General features: G+C 56.5%; 11 protein-coding genes. 3 read left to right on the top strand and 8 right to left on the bottom strand.

The genetic code is table 11. The annotated features are described in order from the left end of the window. The first annotated feature begins 150 nt into the window (after positions 1 to 150). Positions 151 to 1,269, top strand: coding sequence for a porin (locus AA74_RS0117960; protein ID WP_025912945.1), 1,119 nt, complete (start codon positions 151 to 153; stop codon positions 1,267 to 1,269). Between the two features lie 184 nt (positions 1,270 to 1,453). Continuing rightward, positions 1,454 to 2,644: an aspartate transaminase gene (aspC, locus tag AA74_RS0117955; RefSeq protein WP_008499949.1), complete on the top strand. Its 1,191-nt coding sequence runs from the start codon at positions 1,454 to 1,456 to the stop codon at positions 2,642 to 2,644. Between the two features lie 48 nt (positions 2,645 to 2,692). Here the strand turns inward: aspC and AA74_RS0117950 are convergent, their stop codons facing one another. The 7 genes from AA74_RS0117950 to cmoM form a co-directional block, all read right to left on the bottom strand. Further along, positions 2,693 to 3,340, bottom strand: a complete 648-nt coding sequence (locus tag AA74_RS0117950; protein ID WP_025912944.1) for an MBL fold metallo-hydrolase — start codon at positions 3,338 to 3,340, stop codon at positions 2,693 to 2,695. Between the two features lie 20 nt (positions 3,341 to 3,360). After that, positions 3,361 to 3,912, bottom strand: coding sequence for a YcbK family protein (locus tag AA74_RS0117945; RefSeq protein WP_014169403.1), 552 nt, complete (start codon positions 3,910 to 3,912; stop codon positions 3,361 to 3,363). Positions 3,913 to 4,086: 174 nt separating this feature from the next. Further along, a complete protein-coding gene (gene ldtD / locus AA74_RS0117940; RefSeq protein WP_025912943.1) occupies positions 4,087 to 5,910 on the bottom strand; it encodes a L,D-transpeptidase in 1,824 nt (607 codons plus the stop codon). Positions 5,911 to 6,088: 178 nt separating this feature from the next. Beyond that, positions 6,089 to 10,540: a chromosome partition protein MukB gene (mukB, locus tag AA74_RS0117935; RefSeq protein ID WP_025912942.1), complete on the bottom strand. Its 4,452-nt coding sequence runs from the start codon at positions 10,538 to 10,540 to the stop codon at positions 6,089 to 6,091. Further along, on the bottom strand, positions 10,540 to 11,244 hold the full coding sequence (mukE, locus tag AA74_RS0117930) for a chromosome partition protein MukE (protein ID WP_021240871.1): 705 nt from the start codon (positions 11,242 to 11,244) through the stop codon (positions 10,540 to 10,542). The genes mukB and mukE overlap by 1 nt, the downstream gene beginning before the upstream one ends. After that, the gene (gene mukF / locus AA74_RS0117925) at positions 11,225 to 12,547 is read right to left on the bottom strand and encodes a chromosome partition protein MukF (RefSeq protein WP_008499955.1); all 1,323 of its coding nucleotides are present in this window, start codon (positions 12,545 to 12,547) and stop codon (positions 11,225 to 11,227) included. The genes mukE and mukF overlap by 20 nt, the downstream gene beginning before the upstream one ends. A gap of 3 nt (positions 12,548 to 12,550) precedes the next feature. Next, on the bottom strand, positions 12,551 to 13,330 hold the full coding sequence (cmoM, locus tag AA74_RS0117920; protein ID WP_008499956.1) for a tRNA uridine 5-oxyacetic acid(34) methyltransferase CmoM: 780 nt from the start codon (positions 13,328 to 13,330) through the stop codon (positions 12,551 to 12,553). 124 nt (positions 13,331 to 13,454) lie between these two features. Here cmoM and elyC point away from each other — a divergent pair, with 124 nt between their 5' ends. Next, positions 13,455 to 14,234 (top strand): envelope biogenesis factor ElyC, encoded by a 780-nt coding sequence (gene elyC, locus AA74_RS0117915; RefSeq protein WP_025912941.1) that lies wholly within the window; start codon positions 13,455 to 13,457, stop codon positions 14,232 to 14,234. Here the strand turns inward: elyC and AA74_RS0117910 are convergent. Then, a complete protein-coding gene (locus AA74_RS0117910; RefSeq protein ID WP_025912940.1) occupies positions 14,211 to 15,104 on the bottom strand; it encodes a YcbJ family phosphotransferase in 894 nt (297 codons plus the stop codon). The two genes, elyC and AA74_RS0117910, sit on opposite strands and share 24 nt — an antisense overlap. Between the last annotated feature and the right edge of the window lie 73 nt (positions 15,105 to 15,177).

Here is a 15,177-nt window from a genome sequence, read left to right as displayed (position 1 = left end):
AGGCTAGCGAAACGCTTCGGCGAATGGAAAGATGCCTGTCAGATACATAAAGACACCAAACTCTCATCAATAGTTCCGGAAATATTTATTGACAGAATTTATTGACGGCAGTGGCGAGTGTCATAAAAAAACCAATGAGGGTAATAAATAATGATGAAGCGCAATATTCTGGCAGTGGTAATCCCTGCCCTGCTGGTAGCCGGTGCAGCCAACGCTGCAGAAATCTATAACAAGAACGGCAACAAGCTGGACTTCTACGGTAAAGTTAACGCCGAGCACGACTTCGTGACTTCCGGTGATAGCACAAACAATAGCGACGCTACTTACGCGCAGATCGGTTTCAAAGGCGAAACTCAGATCAACGACCAACTGACAGGTTATGGCCAGTGGGAATACCGTTTCGTGGCTAGCGATGCAGAAAACTCTGCACAGAAAAACAAAAACCGTCTGGCTTTCGCTGGTCTGAAAGCGGGCGACGCTGGCAGCATCGACTACGGTCGTAACTACGGTATCGTTTACGACGTAGAATCTTACACCGATATGGCGCCGTCCTTCTCTGGTATGACCTGGGGCGGTAACTATGTTGATAACTTTATGACCAGCCGCAGCACCGGTCTGCTGACCTACCGTAACAGCAACTTCTTCGGTCTGGTTGACGGCCTGAGCCTGGGCGTTCAGTACCAGGGCAAAAACGACCGTGCTGACGTTAAAACCTCTAACGGTGACGGCGTAGGCTACTCTCTGGGTTACGATTTCGGCGAAGGCTTCGGTGCAATCGCATCTTATAGCAACGCTAACCGTACTCTGAAGCAGAAAGCTGACGGCGAAGGCGACAAAGCTGAAGCATGGGGTCTGGGTCTGAAATACGATGCCAACAACATCTACCTGGCAACCACCTATGCTGAAACCCGTAACACCACCCGTACCGGGTCTGATGGCGATGCTGGTTTTGCTAACAAAACGCAGAACTTCGAAGTTGTTGCTCAGTACCAGTTCGATTTTGGCCTGCGTCCAGCAATCTCCTACGTGCAGACCAAAGGTAAAGACCTGGCTGGCGTGACCAACTCTAAAGGCACCTTCAAAGGTGGCGATGCAGATCTGGCTAAATTCATCCAGGTTGGCGCAACTTACTACTTCAACAAAAACTTCAACGTGTGGGCTGACTACTACATCAACCTGCTGGACAAAGACACAGACTACGCGCAAACCGTTGGCGGCCTGAACGGCAACGACGATATGGCAGCTGTGGGTGTGACTTACCAGTTCTAATCAGAACACCACTTTGTTATATGCTTAATGAACAGGGCTTCGGCCCTGTTTTTTTATGCCTGACAGAAAATAATGGCGACTTTTGAAAAGCCGCACGCTTTTCGTCGCAAACGGTTGGCATTTTGTAAATCTACCGTTAACCTGATAGCGGATTTCACTTCTGTAATCACAATGGAACTTCGTCATGTTTGAGAACATTACCGCCGCTCCTGCCGACCCGATTCTGGGCCTGGCCGATCTGTTTCGTGCCGACGACCGCCCTGGCAAAATCAACCTGGGTATTGGTGTATATAAAGATGAAACCGGCAAAACTCCGGTACTGACCAGCGTTAAGAAAGCTGAGCAGTATCTGCTGGAAAACGAAACCACCAAAAACTACCTCGGTATTGATGGTATCCCTGAATTTGGTCGCTGCACCCAGGAGCTGCTGTTCGGTAAAGGCAGTGCAATTGTGAGTGACAAACGTGCCCGTACGGCACAGACCCCGGGCGGTACCGGCGCGCTGCGCGTGGCGGCGGATTTCCTTGCGAAAAACACCTCTGTGAAGCGTGTCTGGGTAAGCAATCCAAGCTGGCCGAACCATAAGAGCGTATTTAACTCTGCGGGTCTGGAAGTGCGTGAATACGCCTACTACGACGCAGCAAACCACTCTCTGGACTTTGACGGCCTGCTGGCGAGCCTGAGTGAGGCGCAAGCAGGTGACGTGGTGCTGTTCCACGGCTGCTGCCACAACCCAACCGGTATCGATCCAACGCTTGAGCAGTGGGAACATCTGGCGAAGCTGTCCGTAGAAAAAGGCTGGCTGCCGCTGTTTGACTTTGCCTACCAGGGCTTCGCCCGTGGTCTGGAAGAAGATGCCGAAGGCCTGCGCGCGTTCGCCGCAGTGCATCAGGAGCTGATCGTTGCAAGCTCCTACTCCAAGAACTTTGGTCTGTACAATGAGCGTGTAGGTGCCTGTACGCTGGTTGCGGCTAACGATGAGACCGTCGATCGCGCGTTCAGCCAGATGAAATCCGTTATCCGCGCTAACTACTCTAACCCGCCGGCACACGGTGCCTCTGTTGTTGCGACTATCCTGAGCAACGATGCGCTGCGAGCCATCTGGGAACAAGAGCTGAACGATATGCGTCAGCGTATTCAGCGCATGCGCCTGCTGTTTGTGAACACCCTGGCGGAGAAAGGCGCGGATCGCGACTTCAGCTTTATCATCAAACAGAACGGCATGTTCTCGTTCAGCGGCCTGACCAAAGAGCAGGTTCTGCGTCTGCGTGAAGAGTTCGGCGTGTACGCTGTGGCGTCTGGCCGCGTGAACGTTGCAGGCATGACGCCTGACAACATGGCGCCGCTGTGCGAAGCGATTGTCGCCGTACTGTAATTTGCGCCCACAAAAAAGCCTGCATTATGCAGGCTTTTTTTATTCGGGTTACCAGACAGGCATTTCATCCTGAAGGAACGGATTATGGAGCCGTTCATAGCCCAGCGTCGACATCGGACCGTGCCCAGGGATAAACGTCACATCATCACCCAGCGGCAATAACTTCTGTTTAATCGACTGAATCAGCTGTCCGTGATCGCCGCGCGGAAAATCGCTGCGTCCTACGCCACCTTTGAAAATCACATCGCCGGAGAGCAGCAGACGGGACTGGTCATCAAAGAAGACGATATGGCCTGGCGTATGCCCAGGACAATGCAACACCTGTAAAGTCACATTCCCTATGCTAACGCGCTCTCCTTCATCCAGCCAGCGATCGGGCGTCAGAGGCTGACACTCATCAAGGCCAAACATGCGGCTTTGGGCAGGTAACCCCTGCAGCCAGAACTCATCTTCTTTTTCCGGACCGACAATCGGCACGCCGTAGTGTTCAGCCAGTTCAGCCGCTGCGCCCACATGGTCGAGGTGACCATGCGTCAGTAAAATCTGCATGAGCGTCACGCCGCTGTCGGCGACTTCCTGCTTGATCTTCTCAGCGTCACCGCCGGGATCGACAAGCGCGGCCAGTTTAGTTTGTTCGCACCAGATGAGTGAACAATTCTGGGAGAACGCGGTAACCGGAATAATACGATAGTTCATACTGCTCCTGTGTTTCGTTATTACCAGTGCCGAACCGGACCGGTATCAATATGCACAAAGTTGCTGCTGGGGTAATATCCTACACCACCTGCGCGCATAGATAACGCAGCTTTGCGAATATTGGCTAACGAAACGCCCTCAATATGGAAATCCATTGCCTGGCCCTTCGTGTGATAGCTTTTTTTCGCTACCCCGCGACTGTGGGCGCGCAGTTCATTATTGGTATCAACCGAGCGATAACCAGAAATAAGCTGCACCGGCTTGCTGGTACCCAGCAGGCCCTGAAGGCGGAAAAGCTGATCAAACAGTCCTGGGTCGATGGCTTTAATTTTATTCGCGCGGAAATCACGGAAAAAATGGTTAAGTCTTGCTAATTCATCCTGAATATAGCCTCTGCCATCGAAGAACTCCGCTTTTAACGACTCACCGGTATGAAGATTGTTGAGCGTTAAAACTCGCGGACGAGGTGTCGAGAGGGTGGCAAATGCTGGCGTCGGCAAGATGGCCGCTGCGCCAAGCGCAACACCACCTAACGCCAGCAGTTTGCGGCGATTAGCGTCAAATTTGTCCATGATAATCAGGTCTACAGGTAAAAGAAATCGTAATATGCTTAGCGCACGAAGGGCACCTTAACTGGCAAAACCGGGTACGTCAAGGCGCCCAACCCCAGTGAATACGCGGCTTGCAGCGATATAGCCCCTTATTCACCCTAACTTACGACAATCATTTTTCCCGAACTGCTTCATTTACCTGATTAATTGTTCCGCTTTTGGCAAAATTTGTGCGCCGGATCGCGCGGTGAGATCATAATTGTAAATATCTGTACGGTACTGAGTCCGCCCGTCTTCGCCAACAAACGCCGTCAGATAGTAAAGATTGACCGGAATATTGTGTCGGATATTAACGTAACGCGTATCTCCCTGCTTCAGGGCATCCGAAATGCGCGTATCGTTCCAGCCCGCGTCCTGCAGCAGCATATTGGCCAGCTCCGAGGCTTTGTTCACGCGCACGCAGCCAGAACTCAGCGCGCGCGTATCTTTCTGGAACAGATTGTGGTTCGGCGTATCGTGCAGATAGATAGCGTCAGAACTCGGCATATTGAATTTGTAACGCCCTAAAGAGTTATGCGCCCCCGGAGCCTGCTGGAAACGGAACGGTAGGTTAGAAGCCGTGATTGTCGACCAGTCGACCATATAAGGATCGATGGCCTCTTTACTGTTCCAGCCACGCATCACCGTATAACCATGACGTTCCAGATAACCCGGATCGTTCCAGACCTTCGGCAGAATGTCTTTACGCGCCAGCGTCGGTGGCACGTTCCACGGCGGGTTAACCACCACGTTATTCAACGCGCTGCTCATCATCGGCGTTTTGCGATCCGGACGCCCGACAATCACGCGTGACGCCAGTTTTTCGCTACCGTCCTGGTAATAGACCAGTGAATACGCCGGAATGTTAACCATAATCCCGGTAGAGAGGGTTCCAGGCAGCAGGCGCAAACGCTGGATATTGAGCGCCAGCACTCCAGCCCGCTGCGCAGGCGATACGTTCAGCCAGTCTCGTGTCGTCTGGCCAATGACGCCATCGGCTCCCAGTCCCTGAGCGGCCTGGAATTGCTTCACTGCCGCAACCAGCTCGCGATCGTATGCTGCGGGTTTATTGCTGACGGCAATCGCTTTTTTCTCTTTCACGGGCGCTGACGGGCTGACCGCCGCGTTTTGTGGATCGTCACCAGGCAGAGCGATATGTGGCCCGCCATCAAGAAGACCGGAGCGCGTCAGGATCTCACGCAGAGCAGGCACATCGCTGCTCCACTGCCCCGGACGCAGCGTCGCGGTGCCGCGCATCTGCGGCCATGGACGCGAGTCGCCCACCAGCGCGAGAAGCGACTCGTGCAGAGTGGCATATTGTGGATGCGCTGGTGCGAGGCTGGCAATAAAGCGCGGCAGTTCGCCGTTATCCAGGGCTAACTGCCACTGGTTAATCACCGACAGCGCCGGCGTCGCCAGCTTATACGGCTTGTCGCTGTACAGCCAGCGGTTGCCATTGACCGGAATACCCGCCACGAACTGCAGATAGCCCATCATGGCATCGGAAAGCACGACGTCCCGAGCCTGACCGGACACGGCAGGATCGGTTAACAGCTCAACCCACTTTGTAAACTGTGGCTGAAACCCTGCAATCGCGACCTCCGCCAGCTGCTGCTGGAAGGCGCGCACGGCATCGCGGTTTTCCCACATCGGTTTCATATCGCGGGCAGCATAAAGCAGCGTGAGCTGATTGAGATAGACAGGCGTGTAGCCTGACGGCAGCCCCGACTGCAGCTGCTGGCTGAGCGATTCGGCGTCGATGCCTTCCGGCAGCGGCTTAATACCGGCCATGATCGCTGTCGCCGGAGATTGCTCCAGCGGCTGGGACAACGACGTAGGCTGCGTGCCTGTCGCTGCCGAGCTGTCAGTCGGCACAATTTCAGGCTCGTCGGCCTGGGCGGTTAACAGTGGAGCAAACATCACTGCCAGACATAAACTTAGCGCCGACAGCTGACGACCACATTCTTTCTTAAGCAACATCCCTTGCCCCCTGTTTTCACGACATGCCCATCACGTTGGGGCTTTCTTTCATTATAGGTAGACGGCTAAGCTGTTGCCTTACCTTATGTAAAGAAGTTTAAAGATAACGCAGCCCTAAGCACAAGTTAAGTTTAAAAAAAAAGCGGCGCCAGAGCGCCGCTTCGGGTCAGAAGACACTTCAGGAAGCGTCGGCTGTGGTTTCCGGCAATGACTCCGGCGGCTGCGGCGCAAAGCCGCGCAGCCCCACAACGTGAACGTGTTCGCTGTTCTGGAACACTTTACGCACCAGCTTGTAGGTAGTGCCTTTCTCGGGGCTGATGTTCTCCGGCGCCGCAATGATGAGCTGCATATCGAGACGTTCGCAGAGCTCAAACAGCGTGGCAATGGAGCGCGCATCAAGACGCGCCGCCTCATCCAGGAACAGCAGTCGGCATGGGGAGATGTCTTTGCCGCGCAGGCGGCGCGCTTCGTCTTCCCAGCTCTGTACCACCATCACCAGAATCGACATCCCGGTACCGATCGCTTCACCGGTAGAGAGCGCCCCGGATTCCGCACGCAGCCAGCCGTCGGAGCCACGGTTTACCTCTACCTCCATTTCCAGGTAGTTACGGTAATCCAGCAGCTCTTCCCCGATGGTTTGCGGCGTACGCTGTCCCATATCAATCTGCGGGTTCAGGCGCTGATACAGCTTCGCCAGCGCTTCGGAGAAGGTCAGACGGTTGCTGTTGAACAGATCCTGGTGCTGCTCGTGCTGCTCAGACAGCACTTCCAGCAGCGTCGCGTGGGCTTCACGCACGTTGACGTTGAGGCGCACGCTGTTCACCTGGCCAAACGACACGCTCTGCAGACCCTGGTTCAGCTGGCGAATGCGGTTCTGCTCGCGCTGAATAGTTTTGCGGATGATATTCGCCACGCTGCGGGAGCTGATCGCCAGCTTCTGCTCGCGAGAGGTCAGCTCTTCCGTCAGACGCCCCAGCTCGATTTCCATCTGCTCAATGGCTTCGACCGGATCGTCGGTACGGATAATGTCCTGACGAATACGCTCGCGCAGGTGCTGGTAAACCGCCACGAAGAACTGGATTTTACGTTCAGGACGTTTCGGATCTTCTGACATACGCAGGACATCGCGCAGGTGTTCGTTATCCGCCACCGCCAGACGCAGCGCACCCAGCGCCTTATCCGACATGGAACGCAGCTCATCGGCAGAGAGATACGCCAGCTCGCGACGGTGCAGACGACGCTCAACGTTATTGTCTTTCACCATGCGCATTACCGCGCACCAGCCCGCCTTCGCGGTCACGACCTGCTCGCGCATCTCAAAGTAGTCGCGCTCCAGCTTGCGCAGGCGACGGGTCAGGTTATCCATCTCCGCTTCACAGAAGGTCAGCGCTTTTTCCAGCTGATTGCGACGCGCGCGGTTGTTGCTGAGCTGAGCATGCAGCTCGTCACGACGAATGCGCGCGCGCTCTTCCGCCCCGCTGTCGGCACGGACGCCGATATCCTGAAGCTCTTTCTGCAGGTCGTTTAACAGCTCTTTCTTGGTGTCGAAGGAGCTTTTCAGCGAGGCCAGCACCTGGTTGTACTGGTTCAGCTGAGCGGAGTGGCTGCGCATCGCTTCGCGGGCGCGGGTACGCTCCGCTTCCGCCTGCTCAAGGCGCTGACGCAGCTTTTCATTCAGATCGCTGTTACCGCTCAGCATTTCCGCCGAATCGGAGTAGCCGAAATGGGCGCGACGCTGCACCACTTCCGTCAGGGCAAACGCCTGCTGACGCGCTTCGCGCTGCACCTGCTGTGACCAGGCATAATCTTCTTTTAACTGCTCGAACTGTTCCGGGTCGCTCTGCAGGACAGAGACAACCGGCTCCAGCTTCGCCAGCTGATTGCCGTGCTGCTGCACGAATCGCGCGGCTTCCTGCGCTTCATCCAGACGCTCCTGGATCTCATCCACGCGGTCGGCCAGCGTGTCGTCTGCCAGCAGATTCAGGCGCGGCAGAATACGGTTAAGGGCCGCGACGCCCTCTTTCGCCTGCTCGAACTGGACGCGACTCTGCTGGTTGTCGCTTTCATGACTGGCAATCGCCCGTTCCAGTTCGCCACGGCGGGTATTGAGTTTGCGAATTTCCGCTTCCGGGTCGGCTTCGAAGGCCACGGCCAGATGGCTGCCGATAAAGCGGCTAAACGCCTGATGCAGACGCTGGGTTTTCTGCACGTCAAACGACAGCGTCGCAAAACGTTCAGACAGCGTTTCACGCTCGGCGTGCAGGCTTTCGATGCGGCTTTCACGCGCGGCGCGGCCAAACAGCGGCAGTTCCGGGAAGCGGGAGTAGCGCCACTGACGGTCGGCGATTTTCACCACCACCGCTTTTTCCAGCTCGTCTACGCTGAACACGCTGTCATCGAACGACTGCGGATCCCCTTCGATCAGGTAGAGATCTTCCGGGCAATCTTCCAGACCGGCAAGCTGCTCAGAAATCAGCGACAGATCCGGCACCACGATCGCGTTACGCGACGGGCCATACAGTGCCGAGAAGTATGGCGCATCGTCCAGGCCGACGTCGTCGTAAATCTCAGACAGCAGTACGCCGCCAAAACGCTCTGCCAGGGCATTGAGGCGCGGGTCTTCCGCACCGCCCGGCTGGCTTAAGCGCTCAATTTCTTCGTCGACGTCACGCTTGCGCGCGCCCACTTCATCACGCTCAACAATCGCCTCGCGCTCGCGCTCCAGCAGCTGCTGCAGGTATTCAGTGACTTCCTGGCTGGATTCGAACTGCTCGCCGCACTGCTCACTGAGCTGGTTAAGGCTGCTCTGGGCCGCCAGCCAGACCGGGGCACGCTGCAGAAGCGCTTGCGAACGGGACTGAAGCTGTTCCAGCTCCTGACGCAGGGTCATACGCTGTTCGCTAGCGCTGGAAACCGTGTCTGAAAGCGCAGCGATACGCGCCTCGAGTTCCTGATGCAGGGCCTCAAGCTCGTCAAAATCGTAATGTTTGCCCTGACGCTTGCAGAATTCGGCCAGCAGACGCTCGGCCTCCTGCTGCTCGCGCAGGCGCTGTTCCAGCTCGTTCAGACGCATACGCAGCGGCTGAACCTGCTCGGCCAGATGGCGCTGGTTCACGCCGTCACGCAGCAGCTCGCGGGCAACGTCCCAGGCTTCGTTACGCGCCAGCGGGCCGTTAATCGCCACAACCAGCTGATAGGCCTGCTCAAACTGGCTGTGCGCCGTTTGGGCGACGCTCATTTTCTGTTCGAGGGACAGCAGTTTCTCAGTGGCTTCCTGCTCTTTGGCCTGGAAGGTATCCAGCCACTCGTCGGCGCTTTCCGGCGTCAGGTCTGGCAGATGGCACAGCTCTTTCGCGCGCTGTAATGCCTGCAGTGCCTGGGTGTACTGGATCGCGCGCGTCTGCTGCACGTCCAGCGCCTGCTGGTAATCGGCAAGCTGGCTTTTCAGCTCATCCACTTCCAGCTCGGCCGCTTCGGCGCGGGCTTCGTTCTCTTCCTGCATCTCGGCGGCTTCGGCCACCACTTCATTTTGCTCTTCAAGACGAATTTGCAGCTCGTCGAGGTCCGCTTCATAGCGTTCGATTTTTTCCTGCTGACGGAGCGCAGTTTGCACCAGGTTCAGGTGATCGCTGGCGGCCTGGTAATCGGCTTCCAGGTCACCTTCAGCACCGTTGTGCTCACCGAGCTCGCGCGCCATTTCGACGTGCTTGTACTGCTCGGCCACCAGCTGTTTGCGGGAGGTAAACAGCTCGCGGCGGTATTCTAATGCCTGATCGAGGTGGACGCGGCGCTCGTTGGCGTGGCGCATGTAGTCCGCCGCCACGTAGTTAGTGGCTTCGCTGATCAGGTGTTTAAACAGATCGCGGTCAGACTGGGTCACGCGAATCGCTTCCAGCGTCATGCGGTTTTCACGCAGCGCCGCCTCCATGTCCTGGAAGGCCTTACGCACCCCACTGTTTTCCGGCAGCAGGTAGTCGCGCAGGGAGCGGGTAATGGCGCTGGAGATACCGCCGTACAGGGACGCTTCGATCAGGCGGTAGTATTTGCTACGGTCTGATGCGGTACGCAGACGACGCGCCACCACGCCGAGATCGAACATCAGCGAGTGGTAGTCTGTAATCGAGTTGAACTGTTTGAACTGCACGCCTTCGATCGCTTCGAGCTTATCTTTCAGCTCCTGCAGCGTCAGCACGCGCGCCTGGCGCTCGTTCAGGGTTTCCGTCAGCAGCGCCGTCGGCTGCACAGACGTTGGCAGCCCCTGGATGGCGAACGGTTTAATGTCGACTTTACGGTCGCGACCGGCAACCTGCTGCAGGCGCACGCCCACCACCACGCGCTGATGGCGGGAGTTAATGACGTCCAGAACCGAATAACAGACGCCGGCCTTCAGCTTCCCGTGCAGACCTTTATCACGGGAACCGCTTGTGGCCCCCGCTTCGGTGGTGTTACGGAAGTGAAGCAGCGTCAGATCAGGGATCAGCGCCGTGACAAAGGCCGCCATGGTGGTGGATTTACCCGCCCCGTTACCGCCGGAGAGCGTCGTCACCAGCTCATCCAGATCGAACGTTCGGGCAAAGAAGCCGTTCCAGTTAATCAGCGTCAGTGAGCGAAATTTACCGCGTTCAATCATTACTCTTCCTCCCCGCTATCCGGCAGATTCTCTTCATGCTCGTCATTGAGCTGCAAATGGTTTTCCACCGGCATCGCTTCACCGTCGCGGATCATGCGAAGCTGCGCTTCACGCGCGTCATCGCCCGCACGCACGTCGGCGCCAAAGCGGAAGACAGATTCCGTAATGCGGAATTTGCTGCTGTCGTGACCCATAAACCAGACCATCCCCAGACGACGCAGACGGTTCAGGGAAGAGCGGACTTTTTCCTGTAATTTCTGACGATCAAGATCCGACCCCGTGGAGCGGTTGTTCACCAGCTTGAGCAGCTTGCCCTCATCTGCCAGCGTCAACAGCTCGTCGTAAAGTTCCTGCTGGGTGAAGATCCCTTCATTCGCCAGACGTTCCGGGCTGAGGTAGAGGTAGCAGAGAATTTTGCCGACCATCATATCCAGCTCGGAGAGCACGGAACGCGGAATCAGCGTCGTGGAGCGCGGGCGCAGGTAGAAAAACCCTTCCGGCGCGCGGATAAGCTCCACGTTGTAGCGGGCGTAAAACTCTTCCAGGTACTCCTGGAAGTCCATCAAAAAGGCGTGATTATCCAGCTCGTCTAAGCCAATGTGACGACCGGCACGCAGCTGGCTGTCCAGCGCCGGAAATAACGGATTCGCCAGCGCCTGTGCCAGCTTAACCGGCATCACTTGTTCAATATTTGTCAATGACATGCGCCTGTACCTTGGCTCCGTAATCGTTAATTGGCTGCCACTTCGGCGGCAGTCCGGTGAAATCGGCTTGCGCGATACCCAGGCGAACAGCCTGGTCTACCACAATGCGGGCAACGTCGAAGTGGCGCGCGCGAGGATATTGCGCCAGATAGTCGCGCACCACGAGCCCCAGATCCAGCGGAGCTTGTCTGGTTTTGTAGACCGCGAGCTGTTCTTCGATCATCGCCGCAAGCTGCTCGCGAATTTCGTTAAATTCTTCGTATTCCAGATCCGGCGGCAGTTCACCGGTTACCTCTTCATCACGCAATGCCATCTCTTCGTCGCGCATATCCAGCAGACGATCGGCATTGGCGTAGGTCAGCGCCCACGGCGCATCGAAATAGGTCTGCACCGACTGGCGCAGACGCTGGGCAAAGACGCGGTTTTTATCCATATCGATCGCGGTACGGATAAATTTATGCACGTGTCGGTCGTAGCCGATCCACAGGTCGATCGACTGCTGGCCCCAGCTGATGATGCGGTCCAGTTTACTCTGCAGGTCGAACACCAGACGGTCGATAAAGTGCAGATCGTCGTGCGCCAGCGTCGCGTCCTGGATGCGCAGCAGGTTCGCCTGCAGCTTATCCCCTGCGGCTTCCAGCGTATCCTGCAGCTCACGCAGCGTACCGGAGGTTTCTGACAGCAGAAGTTCACAGCTGGAGATGGCTGCACGCCAGTCTTTATTCAGCAGCTGTGCGATATCGTCTTTGACCTGCTGCTGCTGTTCGTCCATCAGGCGCTGGGTCAGATCGATACTGTCGAAGATTTCCGCCACCGAGTATTTCAGCGGTGCATAGACGTTTCGGTGCCAGTGGAATTCGTCACCGTCTTCATCTGCCGCATCGGCGGCGCGCTTAAGCTCACCGGCCACGATCGACAGCTGCATGGACAGACGCAGCGTGGAAAATTCGCGCTGGCGAATGTAGTAATCGGTGATGCCGATGCCCAGTGGCGTCAGGCGATAGATGGCGTTTCCTTCCGCCTGCTCGCTGGTAAAGCGGTTCAGCAGACGTTGACGCACCATATCGTTAATTGCGTTGTTGGCACGCACGCTAATGGTTTCGCTGGTTTGCTCAAACGCATCACTGACATGGCGGAACGCGTCCACCAGTTCACCCTCGCTCATTTCCCCATCCAGCCGCTCGCCGTTCAGCGTGGCAACCGCCAGCAGGAAAGAGAGTCTGTCTACCGGCAGCGAGATGGAGAAATCATTTTTCCTGGCCCAGGCAACCAGTTCGGGGACTGTCTGGGAAAATTCACTCATAGGTTATCCTTGCATCTGCGGCTTGTGCGCGGTGACGTGAATATAGCGGCCAAGGCTGACAAAAGGCTCCTGGCGGCAATACCGCGTTTCCAATTCTGTTAAGGTGTCAAAACAGTCACGCTGTTTGTGTTTTTCACGCAGATAATCATGAAACACCCTGACGCCCGTCTTCCCGACAATCTGCCAGCCAATCGCTTCCAGCCAGCCATAGACCTGCTGTGGATCGCGCGGATAGTCCGGGGAAAGCGTGCGTTTTTTCTTTTTGGGCATCCCGACCTGAACATAGTCGAAGTTTCCCGCAACCATGTTGTGCATCAGGAAGCCGTTAGCATTGTAGAACATCAACGACAGCGTGCCGCCCGGGCGCAACATCGACCACAGGGTTTGTAACACGCTTAGCGGATCGGCAACCCACTCCAGCACCGCATGAAACAATATCAGATCAACCTGGGTTTCCAAATGCTGTGCGATGTCCTGAGCGGCGCATTGTATAAAATGCATGTTGTCGCTCACACCTTTCTCTTCTGCCGCACGCGTCGCGCGGGCGACCATTTCAGCAGAAAGATCGCAAAGCGTGACGTGATGACCGCGTTCCGCCATTTTTATGGCCGTCTGCCCTTCACCGCCTCCGGCATCCAGCACGCGCAACGTTTGACCACCAAAGGTAGCCAGAATGGTGTCCAGATCCTGCCAGAGGATCGTCTGACGGAGCTGCCCTTTCGTGGTGCCATAAATGTTGCGCGAAAACTTTTCCGCGATGTCATCAAAATTGCGATCCCGCATTGGGAGAGTTCCACTCGCTAACTGCAAAACCGCTATTTTGTCACACCCGCGCGGAGAATGAACCTCTCTGGTGTAATATCACCGTCAATCACCTGCTATATGGTCAAAAAAGGAACCAAAAAGGATGCTTTTTACCCTTAAGAAATACATTGGAGGGATGATGCTTCCCCTTCCGCTGCTGCTCATCATCATCGCGCTGGGGCTGGCGCTGGTGTGGTTCAGTCGCTTTCAGAAGAGTGGCAAAACGCTGATCACGTTCGGCTGGTTGGTCCTGCTGCTGCTGAGCCTGCAGCCGGTGGCTGATGGTCTGTTACGCCCCATCGAAAACAGGTACCCGACATGGCAGGGAAATCAGAAAGTGGCGTACATCGTGGTGCTGGGCGGTGGATATACCTGGGATCCTGACTGGGCCCCTAGCTCAAACCTGATCAACAACAGCCTGCCGCGGCTAAACGAAGGCATTCGCCTCTGGCTGGCGAATCCGGGATCAAAAATGATCTTTACCGGCGCGGCGTCCAAAACGAACCCGGTGAGTACGGCGGAAGCGGGCGCCCGGGTCGCGGAATCACTCGGCGTACCGCGCTCCTCCATTGTCACTCTGGACAGCCCGAAAGATACCGAGGAAGAGGCCGCCGCAGTGAAGCAGGCGATTGGTGAAGCCCCGTTCTTACTGGTGACCTCCGCCTCGCACCTGCCACGCGCGATGATTTTCTTTGAAAAACAGGGCCTGCACCCGCTTCCCGCACCGGCGAACCAGATGGCCATCGACGCGCCGCTTAATCCGTGGGAGCGGGTAATCCCCTCCCCTATGTGGCTGATGCATAGCGATCGCGTCGGTTATGAGACGCTCGGACGCCTCTGGCAGTGGCTGAAAGGTTCCTCAGGCGAGCCAGGGCAAGAGTGATTTAGTCGCCAGATCGAAGTTTGCGCGATTAAAGCGTCCGGTGTTAACCAGCTGCGCAACTTCGTCCCAGAGCAGGTAGAGCCAGCGCCGCCAGAGAAACGCTTCCGCAACGGGGGCGCGTTGAAGGTAATGCCACAGTAAACCTTCCGCCGCCCCGCTGTCGCTGAGCCTGAACAGCTCATATTCGCGCGGAGCCCAGAGCATGATCCCCGGCCCCACCATCGCCAGAAGCTGATCGCTGCGGGGGTCTTTCAGCATACTGCGCAGGGTGAAGTTACCGTGGATCAGCACGCAGTTATCGTTAAAACCTTCGAACAGCGCCGGTAAACACTCCCGGGTGCGAAAGAGAATACGTTTGTCCTGCATGGTTAAACCGGTATTGTTGAACTGGTTAAGCGTTCCCCACAGCACTTCAACCCGCTGGCGATACCACAGCGGCCAGAGATTTTCCTGAGTGCTGTCGACCGGCCCGACAAGTCCGCGGCTATCCTGACGGTGCCACGCCAGCAGCGCCTCGACAATCTGGTCTTTTAGCTGTTCCCAGCGTTCCGGCGTTCGCGCGGGCGCTTCCACGGGTACACCACGTAAACGTTCAATTAGCAGTACGTCCGGGCCGGGATGTTCCTCATGGGTCATCACGCCGTACACCGTCGGCATACGCACGGTTCCCTCCCGCGCCAGCATCGACATTTTCCATGCAAGCTGCCTGGCAACGCCGGGTGACGTGAAACTCCGTGCCATCAGCGGCATTGGGTTACCCTCACTGTCGTACAACGACCAGAGCGCGGTATCGATTTTTTCACTCACGCATTCGACCCGGCTTAACTTTTCACCCAGCAGATGGCTAAGTTCGGCACGCAGCTGTTCCATATGAGATTACCCCCATTAAGACTACTGCTTTTATAATGAGCGTCCTTCATGAAGATGTCACCCGGAAGAGATC

This window comes from Enterobacter sp. 5-4 (assembly GCF_000612205.1).
Classification (GTDB): domain Bacteria; phylum Pseudomonadota; class Gammaproteobacteria; order Enterobacterales; family Enterobacteriaceae; genus Enterobacter; species Enterobacter roggenkampii.
Note: the sequence above shows the minus strand (reverse complement) of the source record. Positions and strands in the feature narration are given on the sequence as shown.

Excerpts from the sequence above, each read along its gene's own strand:
- AA74_RS0117960 (WP_025912945.1), top strand. The coding sequence starts at position 151 with ATGATGAAGCGCAATATTCTGGCAGTGGTAATCCCTGCCCTGCTGGTA.
- aspC (WP_008499949.1), top strand. The coding sequence starts at position 1,454 with ATGTTTGAGAACATTACCGCCGCTCCTGCCGACCCGATTCTGGGCCTG.
- AA74_RS0117950 (WP_025912944.1), bottom strand. The coding sequence starts at position 3,340 with ATGAACTATCGTATTATTCCGGTTACCGCGTTCTCCCAGAATTGTTCA.
- AA74_RS0117945 (WP_014169403.1), bottom strand. The coding sequence starts at position 3,912 with ATGGACAAATTTGACGCTAATCGCCGCAAACTGCTGGCGTTAGGTGGT.
- ldtD (WP_025912943.1), bottom strand. The coding sequence starts at position 5,910 with ATGTTGCTTAAGAAAGAATGTGGTCGTCAGCTGTCGGCGCTAAGTTTA.
- mukB (WP_025912942.1), bottom strand. The coding sequence starts at position 10,540 with ATGATTGAACGCGGTAAATTTCGCTCACTGACGCTGATTAACTGGAAC.
- mukE (WP_021240871.1), bottom strand. The coding sequence starts at position 11,244 with ATGTCATTGACAAATATTGAACAAGTGATGCCGGTTAAGCTGGCACAG.
- mukF (WP_008499955.1), bottom strand. The coding sequence starts at position 12,547 with ATGAGTGAATTTTCCCAGACAGTCCCCGAACTGGTTGCCTGGGCCAGG.
- cmoM (WP_008499956.1), bottom strand. The coding sequence starts at position 13,330 with ATGCGGGATCGCAATTTTGATGACATCGCGGAAAAGTTTTCGCGCAAC.
- elyC (WP_025912941.1), top strand. The coding sequence starts at position 13,455 with ATGCTTTTTACCCTTAAGAAATACATTGGAGGGATGATGCTTCCCCTT.
- AA74_RS0117910 (WP_025912940.1), bottom strand. The coding sequence starts at position 15,104 with ATGGAACAGCTGCGTGCCGAACTTAGCCATCTGCTGGGTGAAAAGTTA.